This is a genomic window from Methylobacterium sp. J-118, from assembly GCF_057836565.1.
The window spans coordinates 387,501-406,195 of record NZ_JBYQFA010000001.1; the positions used below are offsets into that span (position 1 = coordinate 387,501).

At 71.5% G+C, this 18,695-nt stretch carries 14 protein-coding genes (1 of these 14 only partly in view); 1 reads left to right on the forward strand and 13 read right to left on the reverse strand.

Going from position 1 to position 18,695, the window contains the following annotated elements; all coding sequences use genetic code 11:
• On the forward strand, positions 1-1,555 hold the 3' portion of the coding sequence (locus AC3IF3_RS01810; protein WP_489226977.1) for a M23 family metallopeptidase. It extends 470 nt beyond the left edge of the window; the window shows 1,555 of its 2,025 coding nt (coding positions 471-2,025); the start codon falls outside the window, past its left edge; its stop codon occupies positions 1,553-1,555.
• 43 nt (positions 1,556-1,598) lie between these two features.
• Here the strand turns inward: AC3IF3_RS01810 and rpoN are convergent, their stop codons facing one another.
• From rpoN to AC3IF3_RS01875, 13 genes are all read right to left on the reverse strand, one after another.
• Positions 1,599-3,173 carry an RNA polymerase factor sigma-54 gene (gene rpoN, locus AC3IF3_RS01815; RefSeq protein WP_489226979.1) on the reverse strand — a complete coding sequence of 525 codons (1,575 nt, stop codon included), beginning with the start codon at positions 3,171-3,173 and terminating at the stop codon, positions 1,599-1,601.
• 436 nt (positions 3,174-3,609) lie between these two features.
• Positions 3,610-3,990, reverse strand: a complete 381-nt coding sequence (locus AC3IF3_RS01820) for a hypothetical protein (RefSeq protein ID WP_489226981.1) — start codon at positions 3,988-3,990, stop codon at positions 3,610-3,612.
• Positions 3,991-3,994: 4 nt separating this feature from the next.
• A complete protein-coding gene (locus AC3IF3_RS01825; RefSeq protein WP_489226983.1) occupies positions 3,995-4,225 on the reverse strand; it encodes a hypothetical protein in 231 nt (76 codons plus the stop codon).
• A 106-nt stretch (positions 4,226-4,331) separates the two neighbouring features.
• A complete protein-coding gene (locus AC3IF3_RS01830; RefSeq protein WP_489226985.1) occupies positions 4,332-5,921 on the reverse strand; it encodes an OpgD/OpgG family glucan biosynthesis protein in 1,590 nt (529 codons plus the stop codon).
• A gap of 160 nt (positions 5,922-6,081) precedes the next feature.
• Positions 6,082-6,747, reverse strand: coding sequence for an SCO family protein (locus AC3IF3_RS01835; protein ID WP_489226986.1), 666 nt, complete (start codon positions 6,745-6,747; stop codon positions 6,082-6,084).
• A 160-nt stretch (positions 6,748-6,907) separates the two neighbouring features.
• Positions 6,908-8,497 carry a putative bifunctional diguanylate cyclase/phosphodiesterase gene (locus AC3IF3_RS01840; protein WP_489226988.1) on the reverse strand — a complete coding sequence of 530 codons (1,590 nt, stop codon included), beginning with the start codon at positions 8,495-8,497 and terminating at the stop codon, positions 6,908-6,910.
• 144 nt (positions 8,498-8,641) lie between these two features.
• A complete protein-coding gene (locus tag AC3IF3_RS01845; RefSeq protein WP_489226990.1) occupies positions 8,642-9,892 on the reverse strand; it encodes an O-antigen ligase family protein in 1,251 nt (416 codons plus the stop codon).
• A 123-nt stretch (positions 9,893-10,015) separates the two neighbouring features.
• Positions 10,016-11,539: a lipopolysaccharide biosynthesis protein gene (locus AC3IF3_RS01850; protein WP_489226992.1), complete on the reverse strand. Its 1,524-nt coding sequence runs from the start codon at positions 11,537-11,539 to the stop codon at positions 10,016-10,018.
• A complete protein-coding gene (locus AC3IF3_RS01855; protein ID WP_489231213.1) occupies positions 11,536-12,759 on the reverse strand; it encodes a glycosyltransferase family 4 protein in 1,224 nt (407 codons plus the stop codon). The genes AC3IF3_RS01850 and AC3IF3_RS01855 overlap by 4 nt, the downstream gene beginning before the upstream one ends.
• Before the next feature lie 110 nt (positions 12,760-12,869).
• A complete protein-coding gene (locus tag AC3IF3_RS01860; RefSeq protein WP_489219497.1) occupies positions 12,870-14,117 on the reverse strand; it encodes a glycosyltransferase family 4 protein in 1,248 nt (415 codons plus the stop codon).
• Positions 14,098-15,234, reverse strand: a complete 1,137-nt coding sequence (locus tag AC3IF3_RS01865) for a glycosyltransferase family 4 protein (RefSeq protein ID WP_489219498.1) — start codon at positions 15,232-15,234, stop codon at positions 14,098-14,100. The genes AC3IF3_RS01860 and AC3IF3_RS01865 overlap by 20 nt, the downstream gene beginning before the upstream one ends.
• A gap of 44 nt (positions 15,235-15,278) precedes the next feature.
• Entirely contained in the window at positions 15,279-16,475 is a 1,197-nt protein-coding gene (locus AC3IF3_RS01870; protein ID WP_489220450.1) for a glycosyltransferase, read from the reverse strand.
• A gap of 20 nt (positions 16,476-16,495) precedes the next feature.
• Positions 16,496-18,691, reverse strand: a complete 2,196-nt coding sequence (locus tag AC3IF3_RS01875; protein ID WP_489219499.1) for a GumC family protein — start codon at positions 18,689-18,691, stop codon at positions 16,496-16,498.
• Positions 18,692-18,695 lie beyond the last annotated feature (4 nt).

The following is an 18,695-nucleotide window of genomic DNA, read 5'->3' on the forward strand; positions in this document are numbered from 1 at the left end:
GAAATTCGTCTCCGATGAGCCCCTCGAGCGTGCCCCCGATGCCGCCGCCGATGCCCCCGGGGCCGAGGTCACGGTGGTCAAGCGCGACCTGGCCGACGCCGCCGTCGATGCCAGCGCCCCCGCGCTCACCGATGACGACGTCACCGCCCAGGTCGAGGAGGAGCGCCGCATCACCGCCGAAGCGGGCCGCCGGGCCGCCATCCCGATCGCGCCGCAGATCATGCTGTCACGCACCCTGCAGCAGGGCGCGGCCGGCGACGGCGACGGGGCCGCGCCGAAGGAGGCAAACCCGTTCAAGGCGATCGAGGTGCTGGTCGTCCCGGAGAACGTCACCAAGGTCGCCAAGGTCGAACTGAAGCCCAACGAGGCGCCCCTGGTGGAGGAGCGCGATCTGGCGCTCAAGCGCGGCGAGACCGTGGAGAGCGTGCTCAAGGCCACCGGATTCGCCGGCGACGAGGCGATCCGCGGAATCGTCGCGGCCCTCGGCGGCAAGGCGCGGACCGCCGCCCTCAACGAGGGTCAGCCGATGCGCGTCCAGGTCGCCCCGGGCCCCCATCCCGGCGACCCGCGTCAGGTCACCCGCGTGGTGCTGTACGGCGAGTCCGGCATCGAGGGGATCGCCGCCCTGAACGACCGGGGCGCCTTCGTCTCGGTGGCGCCCCCCGCCGAGGAGGCCCCCTCCCCCAAGCCGCAGCCCCAGGCCGAGTCCGGCGAGGACGAGGATGCCGATTCGGGCTCGGGTCCGCGCCTCTACCAGAGCCTCTACGAGACGGCCGCGCGTCACGACCTGCCGCGGGCCACCGTGGAGGACATCGTCCGGGTATTCAGCTACGACCTCGACTTCCAGCGTCGGATCGCCAGCGGCGACGGCCTCGACGTGTTCTACACGTATGACGACGAGGCCAGCGCGGACCGTCCGGACCTGCTCTACGCGGCGCTGACCCTCGGCGGCGAGACGCGCAAGGTCTACCGCTTCCAATCCCCCGACGACGGCACGATCGACTACCTCGACGACCAGGGGCGGTCGCTCAAGAAGTTCCTGCTGCGCAAACCGATCGCCGACGGGATCATGCGTTCCGGCTTCGGCTATCGGCGCCACCCGGTCTTGGGCTACGCCAAGCTGCATACGGGTGTCGATTGGGCGAACCCGATCGGCACGCCGATCATGGCGGCGGGCAATGGTGTGGTGATCCGGTCCGAGATGACCTCGGGCTACGGCAACCGGGTCGAGGTCCAGCACGTCAATGGCTACGTCACCACCTACAATCACATGTCCCGGTTCGGCCGCGGCATCCGGGAGGGCGTGAAGGTCCGGCAGGGTCAGGTGATCGGCTATCTCGGCTCCACCGGCCTGTCGACCGGGCCTCATCTGCACTACGAAGTGATCATCAACGGCCACTTCGTCGATCCGATGAAGATCCGCGTCCCCCGGGGCCGGGAACTCGATGGCCGCCTGCTCGCTGACTTTAGGCGTCAGCGCGAGCAGATCGACGCGACCATGCAGAAGTCGAAGAGCGCCACGGCGCTGGCCCAGCGGGACGCGGTCGTGCGCTGACGGGAACCGGCCCGACGCGCGCCCGCGCGCCGGGTCGATCTCTCTAGCGCAGCGCCAGGGCGGCGTGGTGGCCGCCACCGTGGGCGAAGTGCTCGCGGCGGCGCTCGATCGAGCTCGGAATCCGCAGGGATTCCCGATACTTCGCCACCGTGCGGCGGGCGATGTCGACCCCCTCCCCGCGCAGCTTCTGCACCAGGGCGTCGTCGGAGAGCACGTCGTCCGGCGTCTCGCCGTCGACCAACTGCTTGATCCGGTGGCGCACCGCCTCCGAGGAATGGGCCGCCGTGCCGGCCGCCCCCGGGATCGCCGCGGTGAAGAAGTATTTCATCTCCAGGGTGCCGCGACTGGTGCCGATCGCCTTGTTGGAGGTGACCCGCGAGACGGTCGATTCGTGCATGCCGATCGCCTCCGCCACCGTCTTGAGATTCAGCGGCCGCAGATGCGTCACGCCGTAGACGAAGAAGCCGTCCTGCTGGCGTACGATCTCCGTGGCGACCTTCAGGATCGTGCGGGCGCGCTGCTCCAGGGAGCGGGTGAGCCAGTTGGCGTTCTGGAGCGCTTCGGACAGGAAGGCCTTGTCGCCCTCGGCCTTGGCGCCGCGCACGACCCGGGCATAGTAGCTCTGGTTCACCAGGACCCGCGGCAGGGCCTCGCTGTTGAGCTCGACCAGCCAGGATCCGTCCGGTGCCGCCCGCACGAACACGTCGGGGACCAGAACCTCCACGGCGCTCGATCCGAAGGCCCGGCCGGGTTTCGGATCGAGGCGGCGGATCTCGCCCAGCATCTCGACCAGATCCTCGTCATCCACCCCGCACAGGCGGCGCAGCGCCCCGAAATCGCGCTTGGCGACGAGGTCGAGGCGCGAGACCAGAGCGCGCATCGCCGGGTCGAACCGGTCGCGGTCCCGGAGCTGGATCGCCATGCACTCGGCGAGGTCGCGGGCGGCGACCCCAGGCGGGTCGAAGGTCTGCACCAGCGCCAGGATCCGCGCCACCAGGGCCGGGTCGGCACCGAGGCGCTCGGTTACGGCCTCGACCGATTCGCGCAGGTATCCCGCCTCGTCGACCGCATCGATCAGGAAGCCGCCGACCAGCCGCTCGACGGGGTCGCGGGTCGCGAGGTCCAGCTGGCCCGCGAGGTGCTCCCGCAGCGAGACCTCCGCCGTGAGGGTGGCCTCGAAATCGGGGGCCTCCGCGTCGAAACTGCCGCCGGTACTGCCATAGGGGGGCGGGGTCAGCGAGAGCATGTCGCCACCGCCGCCCTCCCGCGCCTGGGCCGGCACGTCGTCGGGGAAGACGTTGTCGAGCCGCGTGTCGAAATCGGTCTCGATCTCGCCGCGGCTCGGATTAAGCTGGGCGGACAGCCACGATTCGGATTCGGCCGCCTCGAAACCATCGCCGGCCGGGTCCTCGGCTTGGCCGACCGGATCGGCGGCCTCACCCGGGCCGGATGGCTCGGGTTCGGCACGTTCCAGGAGGGGGTTGCGCTCCAGTTCGGCCTCGACATAGGCGGCGAGGTCGAGCTGCGAGAGTTGGAGGAGCTTGATCGCCTGCAGGAGCTGCGGCGTCATCACCAGGGCCTGGCCCTGACGCACTTCCAGCCGTTGCACCAAACTCATGGAGGCCCCGATGTCCTTCCTGCGCGGTTTGCCGGCAGCCGCCGAGGATCGGCGGCATGAATCTTGCTTAAATCGCTCTGATCTCTGTAGCCCCTTCGTCGCCGCGCGTCAAAGCGGGTCGGTGGGTTTGTCCCTGGCCATGTGACGGCGATGCGCGTCGCGTGGCGCGCCGGACAAATCGGCGGCGGGCGTGGCTAGTCTGAGGTTCGGCCTTTAAGGAAGCTTTGCACTCGGCGCGCGCGGCCGCGCGGGACTGATCCTGGCGGGCTTATTTCGCCCGGCTTGCGTGAAGCACGTTACGGGCGCTTCTCCGGGCGGATGTTGCGTGGCGCGCGCCGCACAATGGTCTCGGTCCAACCTGCTCGCTTGCACCGGACCGGCATCCCCTCTGGCGCCGGATCTCGACTGGCAATCCCCCGCCGCGTGACCGGGCCGCTCACCAGCCGCAATTGGGGACCGGGGGCTGTGATTTCGCTAGGGCCGACTTGTCGATCTGCACCATCGCCCCCCAGGCGTATTTCTGCGCGTAGAGCGTGACGTTGGTGAACAGGCAGCCGAGCTGGAAATGGGTGGCGCCCATCTCGCCCGAGAAGGCCATGCAATCGAGGAACGTCCAAGTCTTCGGTACCGGGCTCATGGAGCGCCACCGCGGCATCGCCACCGGCGCGCAGACCTTCACCGCACCGGTGCCGTCATCCGCGTTGAGGGCGTCGCCTTGCGCCTGCGCCGCCGCGGATCCGGTGGCCAAGGTGAGCGACAGCAGCGCCGCGATCGTCGGGCGCGTGAGGCGCGGACGGGGATGGGTGGCTCGGGTCATCGGGTCAGTGCATCGTCCGCCACAGGATCGCGAGGATCGCGAAGCCGATGACATTGTAGAGGATCGCCCAGAGCCAGACACCCAGGATGGCGCGGCTCGGCTTGTGCGGCCGCTGCCGGCCGAGGCGCGGGCGGTGCCGATCCTCGGGCGTCGGCCAGATCGCGTTCTTGGGTGCCTTCAGGAGGCGCGTCAGCGTCTCGGGCAGGTGCGGGCCGGGCGGGCCTTCGCCGTCCATGACGACCTCTGCGGCGGTGGACATCCCGGCCGCGGCGGCGGCCCGGGACCGGACTTCTCTACTGAGGCCGGCGCGGTCCCGGCAATGTGTCCGATCCGCCGGTGGCCTACAGGACCGTGCCCGGCGCTTCCGGATAGAGCTGGTACGCCCAGGTCTCGGAGAGCAACCGGCCGCCGGATTTGAGCTGCAGCCGCATCTCCACCGGCTCCGGCCCCTCGGCGTAGACCCTCAGGAAGACCCGCCAGGGGCTCGGCTTGCCGTAGGGCGCCCAGGTCGCGCCGACCTCCTCGGCGCTGCCGCGCGTGAGCGTCAGCGCGACCTCGGCCTTCTCGGGATCGAGCCCGGCCAGCGCCGTGCCCTCGAATTCCAGCACGAATTGCCGCACCAGGTTGGCCCGGCCGGGGCGGCGATCCGACTCGGCGAGCCAAGAGGCCTTGGTCGCCCGGGTGGCGACGCACCGGGCGAGATCGGTCGCGACCGGCTCCTGAACGGTCCAGCGGAGGCGGTAGGCGAAGCTGCGCTCATCCCCCGCCTTTGGCGGATCGGCCGGCACCCACATCGCGCCGATGTTGTCGTCGGTCTCCTGGTGCGTCGGGATCTCCACGAGCTGGACGCTGCCCGAGCCCCAATCCCCCTGCGGCTCGACCCAGATATCGGGCCGGTTCTCCTCGAAGCCATCGTCGATGTAGTGGTCGAAGCTCCGGTCGCGCTGGAGCAGGCCGAAGCCCTTGGGCGACCGGTCGGCGAAGGCGCTGACGCTGAGGCGCGGCGGATTGTTGAGCGGGCGCCAGATGATCTCGCCGGCCCCGGTCTGCATCAGCAGCCCGTCGGAATCGTGGACCTCGGGCCGCCAGTCGCTGGCGCGGAAGCGGCTCATCCCCTCGGAGTACCAGAGCATCGACGTGAGCGGCGCCATCCCGAACCGCTCCACGGACCGGCGCATGTAGACCGTGCAGGCGACGTCGATGACGACGTGCGGTTCCCTCCGGGCGACGAATCGGTAGGCCCCGGTCAGGCTCGGCCCTTCCAGCAGGGCGAGCACGGTGACCGCACCCTCCGCGGCCGGGCTGACATAGAAGCGCGTGAAGACCGGGAACTCCTCGGTCCTGCCGGCCCCGGGCGCCGTGTCGATGGCGATGCCGCGGGCCGAGGCGCCGTATTGCTGCCCGTCGCCGCCGGCGCGGAAATAGGAGGCGCCCAGGAAGGCGAGCCAGTCGGCGTCGTCGCCGGGCTGCCCGGCCGGGGCCTTCTGGAACCGGAACCCGGCGAAGCCGGCGCCGTCCGGGACATCCTTGGCCGGATTGCCCGGCGGGTAGGTGAACAGGTCGTTGGCGTAGAGCACCGCGCGGGCCCGTCCGCCCTCCAGCGCGTAGACGCTCACGGGATGCCGGAACAGGTTGCCGAGGTGGAAGAAGGTCACCGGGTACGGGCTGTCGGCGAACAGGGCCCGACCGGGCGGATAGCGGATCTCCTGCAGCGGTCCGTAGGTCAGGGCATCGAGCGCCGCAGCGCCGGGCGCTTCCGGCGGCGGCGCGTAGGGCCGGTCGCGCAGGCTGCGGGCGAGGTCCTTCAGCCGGTCGAGATCCATCGGCTCGGGCGGCCCGAGCCGCGGCCCGCCGGAGGCGGCCCGGGCGGCGCCCGGGAACGGCGTGAGGGCGAGGAGCCCGAGGGCGGTCAGGACGCGTCGCGTGATCAAGGTGAGACCCCCGGGATTCGGCCAAGCTTCGCTGGCCCGCGCCGCCCTGTAGAGCCGAGCCCGAGGGCGTTGCAACACGGGACCTGGCGGTCACCCGCCGCAGGCTGCAACGGGCTCCCGCGCGGAAACAGCCGCGGTCCGATCCGTGTCGGCCCTCGGATCAGCTGCGCGGGCCGCAGGTGCCGGTGGCGCCGTCGCTCGCCCAGAGGTCTGCGCCGCCGCCGGGGGCGCACTGGCCGGGGAGCGCCAGCGTGATCAGCTTGGACAGGACCCGTGCCTCGTCCTCGCCATAGCCGATCTCCCCGACCATGCGCCCGGTCCTGTCGAACAGCGCCACGGTGGCCGAATGCTCCATCGTGTAATCGCCGTCCTTCCGCGGCACGCGCCGGTAGGCGACGTGGTAGGCGTCCGCCATCCGGGCGACCTGATCCGGCGTGCCCGTGAAGGCGCGGATGCGCGGATCGAATGAGGCCAGGTAGTCGCGCAGGCTGTCGGGGGTGTCGCGCTCCGGGTCCAGCGTGACGAACACCAGGTTCAGGCGGTCCGCGTCACGGCCCATCTGGCCGAGCGCCCCCGAGAGGCTGGCCAGCGTCGTCGGGCAGACGTCCGGACAATGGGTGAAGCCGAAGAACAGCGCGGTCGGCCTGCCCAGGAGATCGGCCTGGCTCACCGGACGACCGTCGAGGTCCGCCATCGCGAAGGTACCGCCGACCCGGCGCGGATGGCTGAAGCGCGCGCCCTGCTGCAGGACGATCGCCCCCGTTCCGGCGGCGACCATGCCGACAAGGGCGGCGGAGGCGATGAGGGCGATCGGGCTCGGTGCCATGCTGTGACCTGCGGCGCGTCGAGGCCCGAATATGGGGCGCCCATCGACCGGCGCGAGGCCGCATCCGGATCGTGTCGTCGGACGGCTCGGTCCCGCCCCGGGGCGCAGCGAACCGGATGCGGGTCTTGTCCGATGCCGTCGCGCCGACTGCGGCGCGCCTTCAGGAGGCCTGCGCCAGGGCCGCGATCAGGACCTGCGGCTCTTGCGCCGCTTCGGCACCGTTCAGGACCGCGTCCATCTCGGCCTTGGGCATCGCCCGCCCGAACAGGTAGCCCTGGCCGAAATGGCAGCCCTGGTCCGACAGCCAGTCCAGGCTCGCATCCGTCTCGATCCCCTCCGCGGTCGTAGTGAGGCCGAGGCTGGTGCCGAGCTTGATGATGGCATCGACCAGCTTGGCGCGCTCGTCGCTCATGGTGATCGCGTCGACGTAGCTCCGGTCGATCTTTAGCTTGTCGAACTTCAGCTCGCGCAGGTGGTACAGGCTCGAATAACCGGTGCCGAAATCGTCGAGCGCGATGCGCACGCCGAGCTGCCGGAGCGACAGGAGGGTCGCGCGGGTCGCCTCCAGATCCTGGATCAGGGCGCTCTCGGTGATCTCAACCTCGAGGCGCCGGGGCGGGAATCCGGTCTCCGTGAGGATCGCGAGGATGCGCTCGGCCAGCCACGCATCCTGGAACTGGTGGGGGGCGATGTTGACCGCCAGGATCAGGTGGGAGGGCCAGGCCCGGGCATCGAGACAGGCCCGGCGGATCAGGTTGTAGCTGAGATCGGCGATCATCCCGGTCTCCTCGGCGACGGGGATGAATTCCGACGGGCCGATCAGGCCGCGGATCGGATGGCGCCAGCGCGCCAGCACCTCGACGCCGACGATCTCCTTCTCGGGCAGCGACACGACCGGCTGGTAATAGGGCTCGATCGCGCCCGTCTCGATCGCGACGCGGAGTTCCGCCTCGGTACGGGCCCGGGCGCGCAGCTCCTCGTCCATGGCGCTGCGGAAGAAGCGGTAATTGCCGCGCCCGTCCTTCTTGCCCTGGTACATGGCGAGATCGGCCGCGTGCAGAACCGCGTCGGAATCCGCGTGATCCGCGGCGACGACGGCGACGCCGACCGTGGCGCCGACCTTGAGATCGTTCTGGTTCCAGCTGACCGGCACGGAGATGGCGGAGATCACCGCCTGGGCCAGGCGCATGAGGCCCTCGCTGCCGTGCTCCACCGGGACCAGCATGGCGAACTCGTCGCCGCCGAGCCGCGCCGCCACGCCGCCGGACGGCAGCAGCTGGTGGAGGCGCTCGGCCACGGCGCAGAGCACCGCGTTGCCGGCCGCGTGGCTGTAGAGGTCGTTGACCGGCTTGAACCGGTCGAGGTCGATCAGCAGGACCGCCGAGGACGGCTCGGCACCGGCCGTGGCATGCGCCCGCGCGACGGCATCGATGAAGCGGCGGCGGTTGGCCAGTCCGGTCAGCCCGTCGTGCCGGGCGATCGCCTCGGCCTGCGCGGCCGCCGCGTCGCGCTCCAGCATGAGCCGGCGCAGGAGGATCGATTTGCGGATGACGGCCCCGCACAGGGCAACGCCCATGCAGGCGGCCAGCATCAGCAAGTCGTTGAGGCCGTAGGCCAAGACGAAGCCGGTCAGGGAGTCGAAGGTGCCGAGCGTGACGCCGACGAACCAGATCCCCGCGCCGATGACGAGCAGGCACAGGGTCTCGTAGAGCTCGCCGCGGCCCCACGCATTTGACGTCTCGCTCGGCATATCGTGCGTCCAGTTTTCGGTCCGTAATGGAAGCATGCCAAGTGCTAAGGCGCTGTAAATTCGACCCTCAGCAGATCGTGAAGATTTAGAAATCCGAGACGTGATGCGGCGATGCTGTCCGAATATGAAGGCCGGCCGACCCGGTCATTTCGTCCCTGCAGGCCGCGGTCCAGGGTCGCCCGGCCGAGCCAGGGAGGCCAGGGCAAAGGCCATGAAGAACAGGAAGTACTGATTGACCGAGAGTTCCTCGAACATCATCGACGGGATCAGGAACAGGGCGCTGTAGGTCAGGAATGGACCGGCTCGCGCCGGGTCCAGCAGGATCCGCACGAGGCCGGCGATCAGGAGCAGCGCGGCGGCCACGCCGCTCTGAAGTGCCATGGAGACGAAGCCGTTATGCGGCGTCACGAGGCCGGTCAGCGCCCGCAGCTCCTCCCGGCGGGCGACCTCGCCGAGGCCGAACGGGTAGGCGACGACGAGGCGCAGGGCAGTGATGCCCGAGAGAAACCGCTCGTCGAAGTTGCTCGTGACGTTGTTGTCCTCCGCGAAGCGGCGCTCGATCGCCTGCGCCAGGGTGTTGGGCAGCGGGAGCTCCCCCGTCAGCGACCAGGCGATCAGCACGGCGCCCAGGATCCCGAGCACGCTCAGGACCGCGGAGGCCCGGAGGTTGCGCCGCATCAGCAGGGCGAAGACCAGCAGCGGCATGAACAGGCCGGCCCTGTTGTTGGTCAGTGGAAAGCTCGCCAGCAGGGCTCCGAAATAGACGAGGTAGATCGCCTTGAGCCGGTAGCGCAGGCTCAGCACCAGGGCGGCGACACCGCAGAGCCCGAAGACGTGGCCGGTCTCGTTTCCGGATGCCCAGAGGCCGCCCTGCTTGTCCTCGACGAAGAGCTTCAGCTCCTCGTCGAGCCCGTCGGTCGGCACCGCGAGGCCGTAGCGTTCCAGCGACAGGCCCGAGGAGGCGAGCAGCAGGACCGCCAGGGACGCCAGGAGGCCCGCGAGCAGGCCGATGCAGAAGGCGTTCTCGACGCGCCGGTCCTGGAAATGCACGAGCAGGATGAAGGCTTGCACGACGTAGAGCAGCAGCACCAGCGTCAGGTAGACGTCACCCGCCTCCTTGTGGGCCTTGAGCACGAGGGAGGCACCGATCAGCACGACGATCCCGGCGAGCGGGGCGACGTTGCGCAGGACCTCCGCGATGACGGCCCGGCGCATCCCGAGGAAGGGGATGAGGAGGAACGGCAGGAGGTCGGACAGGCGCTGGAACGGCAGGCCGAAGCTCGAGGTCAGCACGTTGAACTGCAGCGCCACCCCGAGCACGAACACGGCGGCGCGGTCGGCCCCGACCGACACAGCCGGGGCACCCGCTCCGATCGGCAACGCCTGTCCCGTCATGGTCCCGATCCGTTCGAACGCCGAGGCAAGCCGCCACCGGACAAGCCGGCGTCGGACAAGCCGGCCCGGCGACCGGCCCCCGGGCGGCCATCCTCGCGCACAAAGGTTGGCGGAGGGTGGAGATCAGGTGGTCCGGCGCAGGAAGAAGCCGAGGGCGGTGCTGACCGTGTCGCGCATGAACAGCTGCGCGAGGCCGGCGTAGGCGAGGATGCCGATTCCGACCGCGCCGAACAGGCCGATCCGGTCGCCCAGTGCGGCGTGGATCGGCTCCTGGACCACCAGCACGAGGCCCGCCATCGCGGCCGAGCAGGCCGTGACCGGCAGCAGCGCCCGGGCCAGGCTCCGATTGCCGATCGGGACGAGCCGTCCGATCCCGGCGACGATCACCGGCGTGAACAGGTAGGCCCGCAGCACGTGCCCGGCGGCGAGCGCCGCGAGGCCCAGGGGCGCGGTCACCAGGGCGGCCACGGCCCCGAGGCCGAACTGCGCGCCCGCCAGCCGCAGGGCCGTCCCGTTGCGCCCCAGCGCCGTGAAGATCATCCACAGCATCGAGGTCGCGACGAATTCCGGCGCCAGGAGCGCCAGCATCCGCAGCACCGGGGCGGCCTCGTGCCACTGGTCGCCGAACAGGAACGGGATCAGGGTCGGGGCAACGGCCGCCATGCCGAAGAAGGCCGGCACCGCCACGAAGGAGGAGGCCTCGGTGAAACCGTAGAAGGCGGTGGCCAGCTCCGTCGGCCGATCCTGGAGGCGGGCATAGGTGGTCAGGCCCACCGTCGTGAGCGGGATCACCGCCACCTGGCTGACGAGGTCGATGCAGCGCCAGGCGAGGCGCAGGTATCCGACATCGGCGGCCGACAGGAAGTAGGCGGCGATCACCTCCTGGCTGCGGATCGAGAGGACGAGCAGGAGGTAGGTGCAGAACACCCGCGACCCGAAGGCGATCTGGGCGCGGGCGGCGGCGAGGTCCAGGCGCCGGGCCGGCATCCACCGGGACGCCGCCCAGGTGAGCAGCGTGGTCGCGGTCGCGGCGACGATCCGCTGCACCACGAGGCTCCAGACGCCGTAGCCGGCAAACGCCATCGCCAGGGCGACCCCGCCCCCGAGGAGGTTGGAGCCCAGGGCCCGGAGGGCGAGCTTGCGGAACCCGAAGCTCCTTTGCAGGCGGGCCTCGTGGATGGCCCCCGCGGCGGTGATCACGAAGCAGGCCGAGAGGGCGTACAGGACCGGGCGCAGTTCCGGGAGATCGAACACCCAGGCGATCGGGCCGGACAGGGCTACGAGCGCCCCGCCGCAGAGGCCGCCGGCGGCCAGCATCACCCAGAAGGCGGTGGCGGCGAAGTCCTCGTCGAGGTCGACCCGCTGAACCACCGCATCCGGCAGGCCGCAGCGCGCCACGATCTGCAGGATGTCGATGAAGACGACGGCGATCGCCACCATGCCGAACTCGGCGGGGGCGATGAGCCGGGCGAGCACGAGGAACACCCCGAAGCTCAGCATGACGTTGCCCACGGACGCGAGCGCCACCCAGCGGGCCGCGTCGAAGGAGCGGCCGGTGACCTCGGCGCCGGAGGGGAGCCCCGGGACGATCTCGGAGGCGTCCGCGGCCGCCCCGGCCTCTGTGAGCGTCGGCGTGCCGGCGGTCACGAACGGGCCGCCCGGCGCTCGGCGACGAGCTCGGCGTAGAGGTCGAGATACTTCTCGGCGACGCGCTCTGAGGTCGATTCGCGGATGACGTGCTGGAAGGCGCGCTCGTCCGGCAGGTCGGTGCGGCCGCGGGCGATCGCGGTCCGCAGGCGGTCGGCGAGGTCGGCATCGTCGCCCGGGGTGAACAGCCAGTCGGCGTTGTCCTCGCCGATCAGCTCGGGAATGCCGCCGGAGGCCGCGCCGATCACCGGTACGCCCATCGTGTAGGCCTCGTAGATCGTCCGCGGGGACGGCTCGGCCCAGAACGAGGGCACGACCAGCACGTCGATCTCGCTGAGGAAGTCGGCGGGCTTGGCCCAGCCGACGAACTCCACCGGCAGGCCCTCGGACTGCGCCTTGAAGCGCGCGATCGAATCGTCCATCGCCTGGCCGGCGACGAGGCAGCGCCAGTTGCCGGGGCCGATCCGGCGCAGGGCGTCGATCAGGGTGCCGACCCCCTTCTCGGTGTTGATCCGGCCGAGATAGCCGAAGGTCATGGGCTGGCCCGTCCGGTCGATCCGGCGCCGCGCCTCGGGGTCGCCCCCCGGGACCGTGCAGGAATAGTAGATCACGCGGCGGCGCTCCGGCGCCAGATGTGCGAACAGCCCGTGGTTCACGTGGGTCTTGAGGATCTCGGTGCCGACGCTGACGACCGCGTCCACCGACCGGTTGGTGATTTGCTTGGCCGCGTTGACCACCTTGCAGCCGAGGTGCCAGCGCTCGCAGGGCTTGCCGTCCCGGAACATGGCGGCGTTGCCGCAGATCAGGTCGTACTCGCAGACCGTGTGGACGATCGGGATCCCACGCTTGGCCGCCTCGCGCCAGACCAGGGTCGAGACGTCCAGCAGCGAGTGGGTGTTGACGATGTCGGGGCGGAAATCGTCGAGGACGCGTCCGAATTCCGCCGCGACGGCGAAGTTCCACTGCTGCTTGAGCTTCGCCCAGGCGCGGCCGAACCGGCTCGCCTTGGGCCAGTCCTCCAGCCAGAAATCGTTGTGGTGCGCCATGCGGTAGACGGTGACGCCGCCCCGCACCGCCTTCGGCTCGGGCTCCCGGGCGATGCAGGCCGCGGCCACGGTGTGGCCCGCCGCCGCCAGCTCCTCGGCGAGGTGCTCCACCGAGCGCTCCGCGCCGCCCACGATGTAGGGCGGATAGAGGGCGCTGAGATGCAGGATCCGCAGGGGCCCGGTCGCAGTCCGCAGGGCGACGCCGTCCACCGGCCGGTCGCGCCGTTCGGAGGCCGGGGTGGCGGACGCGACGCGGGCATAGGGCTGGGACAGGGACGGGGTCATCATGGGCGGCACTCGCTGAGCTGCGGGCGCTCCGTGGGCGCGGAGCGCGATTCGGGGCGGGCGGCGTCGCGGGCCGCCGCGTAGAGGTCGAGATAGGCGGTCGCCACGGCGTCCGGATCGGTCCCGGCGCGGATGGTGGCGGCCCGGCCGAGTCCCTCGGCGAGGCGGCCGGGCTCGGCGACGATCCGGGCCATCGCGGTCGCGAGCGCGGGGGCGTCGCCGGGGGGCACGAGCCACGGTCCCGGCCCGATCTGCTCGCCGATGCCGCCGGCCTCCGTGCCGATCACCGGAACGCCGCGACCGTAGGCTTCCGCCACGGTGCGGCCGAAGGGTTCCGGCCAGATCGGCGGGACCACGAGGCAGTCGATCCCGTCGAGGAAGGCGTCGCGCCCGGCGAAGCCCACGAAGGAGACGGGCAGCCCGTCGGCCCTGGCGCGGTAGCGGTCGAGTCCGTCCACGGCCCGGCCGGCGATCGTGAGCTGCCAGCCCTGCGGCGGCAGCCTCCGGCAGGCGTCGAGCAGGACGTCGATGCCCTTGGACGCCTCGATCCGGCCGAGATAGCCGAAGGTCACCGGTGCCCCCGGAGCGAGCGGCCGGCGGGTCGACGGTGCGCCCGGCGCGATCGGGTTCCAGATCACCCGGCGCAGCGAAGGCGGCACCGCATCGAAGAAGCCGGCGGCCAAGTGGCGGGCCAGGATGTCCGAGCCCACGGCGGTGACGGCCGAGACCGCGCGCTGGCAGCGCCGGTGCGGCGCCGCGTAGATCCGGCACTTGAGGTGCTGGCCAGTGCAGGCCCGGCCGTCCCGCACCATCGCGCCGTTGGTGCACAGGCTGGTGAAGTCGTGCAGCGTATGCACCACCGGCACGCCGAGCCGGCGGAGCATCGGCCAGAGCGCCGGCGTCAGCTCCGAGATCGAGTGGGTATTGACGAGATCCGGCGCGAAGTCCCGCACCGCCGCCGCCATCCGGGCGAGGGTCTGGCGGTTCCACTGGGTGGCGAGCTTGTAGCGCATCCGGTCGAGGCGCCCGCGCTGCGGCCAGTCGAGGATGTGGAACGGGGTTCCGTACCCGGTCCGATAGACGGTGACGCCGTTCTGGACGACGGGGGCCGCGGCCTGCCGGGCCGCGCAGGCGACCGCGACCGCGTGGCCGAGGTCCGCCTGCAGGCGGGCCAGCGTCTCGACCATGAGTTCGGCCCCGCCGACCTGCTCGGGCGGGTAGAGCGAGCTAAGGTGCAGGATGCGCATGCGGCACCTTTCCGGCCGGTTCCGCGCGGGCGGAGTCCCGGAGCGCGTCGAGCAGCAGCGTCTCGTAGCGGCGGGCGGTCTCGGCCCAATCGTACAGGCCGGCATTGTCGCGGCCGCGGTCGATCAGCGCCGCGCGCAGGCCGGGCTCGTCCAGCAGGCGGCGCAGGCACGCGGTGAGCGCCCCGGCATCGGTGGGGTCGAAGGTCAGGGCGCCCGCGCCGGCGATCTCGGGGGTCGCCGACCGGTTCGAGCAGATCACCGGGCAGCCCAGCGCCTGCGCTTCCAGCACGGGCAGGCAGAACCCCTCCGCGAAGGATGGGACGCACAGGCACAGGGCGTTTCGATAGAGCGCCGCGAGCCGGCCCTCGCCGATCCGGGACAGGCGCGTCAGCCGGACCGGTGCGCCGCCGAGCGCTCCGGCGATCGCCTCGTCCGGATCCTCGCCGACATGGACGATGCCGATCTCCGGGCGGCCCAGCGCGGCCAGGGCCCGCGCCAGCGTCGCGAAGTTCTTGTTGTACATGGCGTTGCCCACCGCCAGCACGAAGGGTCCCGGCGGGAGTTCCGGTGCCGGATCGACCGCATCGGGGTCGATCATCGCGGCCGACGGGACGGTGTGGGTCCGGTCCCGGAGGGTCGGGTAGAAGCGCCCGAGATCGCGCCGCGTCGCCTCCGAGACGGCGATCACCCGGGCGCTGTTGGCCAGGACGAGGCGGAAGATCGGATCGGTGGTCAGCGCCTCGCGCGAGCGGCTTCGGCCGGGCATCGTGCGGAAGTAGAGATCGTGGACGACGCTGACCCGCGCCCGGCCGCCGAAGGCCGCACCGTAGGGATCGGCGTTGAGCACCACGTCGATGTTGAAGGCTCGACACAGCCGCGGGACGGTGACGGCCTGCCGCAGGACGTCCAACAGCATGATGCGCGGGCGCGGCACGGTCACGACCTCGATCCGGTCGCGGATCGCCTCGGGCAGCTGCGCGCGGGTCCAGGGCGAGCGCAGCACGACCGTGAAGGTGCCGCGCTCGATGAGGCCGGCGATCACCCGGAAGGCGACGAGGGCGACGCCCGACGGACGACCGCCGAACTGGGTCGGCATGTTCACGAGAACGCGCGGCATGGCGGCTCCGAAAGCTCCGATCGCGGTTGATGACGGCCCATCGGTCAGGGGCGGGCGGCGGCGTCGAGGATCAGCTTGGTCAGGGCGTCCCGCATCCGATCCGCGCCGTAGAGGGTCAGCGCCCGGTCCCGGGCGAGACGGGTGCGCGCCGCGACGGCGTCCGGGTCGTCGAGCAGCACGGCGAGGGCGGCGGCGAGGCGGTCGGGCCGCCGCGGCGGCACGAGGGTGCCGACCGCACCGCCGTCGAGGATCTCGGCGGCGGCGCCTGTATCGGTGGCGATCACCGGGATCCCGGCCAGCATCGCCTCGACGAGGGTTCGGCCGAACGGTTCGGGATCAACCGAGGGATGCACGACCGCATCGACCGCCTGCATCAGCCGGGGCACGTCCGACCGCTGGCCGAGGAACAGCACCCGGTCCGCGACGCCGTGCGCCGCGGCCAGCGCGTGCAGCCGCGCCGCGTAGGCGTCCTCGCCGAACAGCGCCGCGCCGACGACGATGCAGCGCAGGCCGGGAAGGCGCGCCAGCGCCTCGATGACCACGTCCTGCCCCTTCCAGGGCGCGAGGCGGCTGAACACCCCGATTAGCGGTCCGGCCGGCAGCCCCATTTCCGCCCGCAGGGCCGCCGGGGATCGCGGATCGACATCCAGATCGAGACCGTTCGGCACGACGCTCACGCGGGACGCGCGGCCGCCGGCCCGGATGAAAGCGTCCGCCGCAGCCCGCGAGGGCACGACCACCCGGGTGGCGCACAGATTGGCCAGCCGCGCCTGTACGATCCGCTGGGCCCGGCCGAAATGCGCGCCGTCGAGGATGTCGTGCAGGTGCCAGATGATCGGCCGCCCGACCAGCCGCGCGGGCAGAGCCGACAGCAGGAAGGCCTTCTGCGAATTGGCATAGACCACGTCGCAGGTCCGCGCCGCGCGGGCGATGTCGAGGGCGAGCCCGGCGAGCCGGCCAAGCTTGGGCAGCGCCCGCAGGACCGAGGCGTCCCGGCGCAGGCCCGACAGGCCGGCCCCCGGGCGGGCGAGACGGATCTCGAGGCCGAGGCCGCGCAGGATGCCGGCGAAGGCGCCATCCTCGAACAGGAACGCCGTCGAGCCCGCCCAGGGGGCCACGGCATCGCGCAGGACGAGCTCGGCCCCCGACATCGTCCCGGTATGAGTCACGAACAGGACGCGGGGGCGGTTCCGGGGCTCGGCCGTTCGGGCAGGGTCAAGCGACGCAGGTTCGGCGAGCATGCCGACGGACAGGGCCTCGGTCATCGCGCGTCACCGGCGTGGCGGGGCTCCGGAAGCCGCATCACATCGTAGGTCGGCTGGCGTCCCGCCCGGACCATCGTCATGGCGATCCCCAGCACGACGCCGCCGGCGCGGCGGAGGTTGCCAACGGTCTCGACGATGTCCGACAGCTGCGAGCGGCCGTAGCGCGCGCAGCAGAGCACGCCGTCCGCGTGGCGGGCGAGCATTGAGGCGTCCATCAGCACGCTGGTGGGTGGAGAATCGAGGAGGACGAGGTCGTAGCGGCGGGTCCAGCGCAGGAACTCGACCATGCGCTCGCTCATCAGCAGGTCGGTGGATTCCGAGGTCGGCGTGCCGGCCGGGATCACGTCGAACCGGCCGGCCGAGACCACGGCCTCGGCGGGGGCGATCTCGCCCCGCAGCACGCCCACGAGGCCCGGTCCGCGCCCGAGTCCGAGCGAGGCGTCGAAGTTCGGCCGGCGCAGGTCGCACTCGATCACCAGAACCCGGCGCCCGCTCGCGGCGCCGATGCCGGCCAGGGCGAAGGCGGTGAACGACTTGCCCTCGCGGGGTTTCGACGAGGTCACCAGGATGACCCGGGACTCGCCCCCGCCCGCCAGGACGAGGTGCGCGTGCAGATTGCGCAGCACGGTCTGCATCACCGGATCGACCCGGGCCCGTGCCAGGGCCTCGGGGAGGTCGAGGTCCCTCCGACGGTCGGAGAGGCGGCCCATGAGCCCGCGGGGTTCCAGACGGGGGAGCTGGGCGAAGACCGGGGCGCCGGTGCCGGCCATGAGCTGCCCCGGGGTCCGGACCCGCTGGTCGGTGTAGTCGCGCAGCAGGGCCGCCGCCGCCGCCAGCACGCCGGCGAGCACGATACCCCCCGCCAGGAACGGCACGGCCTTGGGCGAGAACGGCTCCTGCGGCAGTTCCGCCAGGCTGACCAGCCGGGTGCTCCCGGTGAGGATGCGCCGCTCGGTCTCCAGCTCCCCGGCACGCTTCACGAGGTCGGCGTAGCGGGTCCGCTGGATCTCAGCGTTGCGCACCATCCCCTCGATCGAGGCCTCGTCGTCCATGGCGGCCGCGGCCTCGGTCTTGGCATTGTCCAATTGGGTGCGCAGCGCCTGGGCCAGCGCGTTCGAGGCGTCGTAGGACTTGCGCAGCCCCTGCGTGACGTTCCTGACCTCCTGATCGATGCGCTCGCGCAGGCTCGCCCGCTCGGTCGTCAGGGCCCGGATGGCCGGGTGGTTCGCGCCCAGGAGGGTGCTCTGGTTGGCGAGCTGCGCGGCGACGCCGCTCAGTTGCTGCTTGAGGGCCCCGATCGTGGGACTGGCCAGGACGGCCGGCGCGGTCTCGGCGCCGCGCGCGCCCCGGCTCTCGATCTCGCCCAGACGCGCGGCGGCGTCGGCCTTGGCGGCCTCAGCGGCGGAGAGTTGCTGGCTGATGCTGGTCAGACGCTCGGCGCTGATCGGCGCGTTCGTGCCCTTCACCAGGCCCTTGCGGCGCCGGAACGTCTGGATCCGGGTCTCGTCCGCGCGGATCGAGGCGTCGAGCTGGTTGATCTCGGTGTGCAGCCAGTCTGAGGCCGCCTTGCGGCTCGAGGCCTGCGCTTCGCGCTGGTCGTCCAGGAAGGCCTCGATCAGGGCGTTGGTCATCGTCTGCGCGGTCTCGGGCAGGGGCGACCGGTAGCCGATGGTGATGATCCGGGAGCGGCCGGAGCTGAGGACGCTGTAGCGCTTCTGCAGGTACTCGACCAAGGCGTTGCGGTCGGCCGTGAGCTTCGTGCAGGCGGCGTCTTTCTTCTCGGAGATGGGCCCCGGCCGCCCGCCGCCGGCGGCGTAGCGGCACTCCGCCAGGACGGGGGCGGCGAGTCCGGCATCGATCGCGAGCCGCAGGAGCCGCGGCGAACGGATCACCAGGATCTGGCTCTCGATGTCGGCCGGGTCGCCGATCTTCTGGATCCAGGCCATGGAGGCGTTGTGCGCGCCCGGCTCGGCCTCCGCCACGATCACCGAGCCGGTCGCCACGTATTGCGGCGTGATGTTCATCAGCGCGGCGATCGCGAGGCCCATGACCAGGGCGAAGACCGTCGCGAACAGGTAGCGGCGGCGCCAGATCCGGAAGAGCGGCGCGGCGAGCGATGCGCCCCGCGGCTGCTCAGGCGCGGCCGCGCGCACCGGGGTCCGGTCGGCCAGATCGACGGTGACGAGCGACATGGAC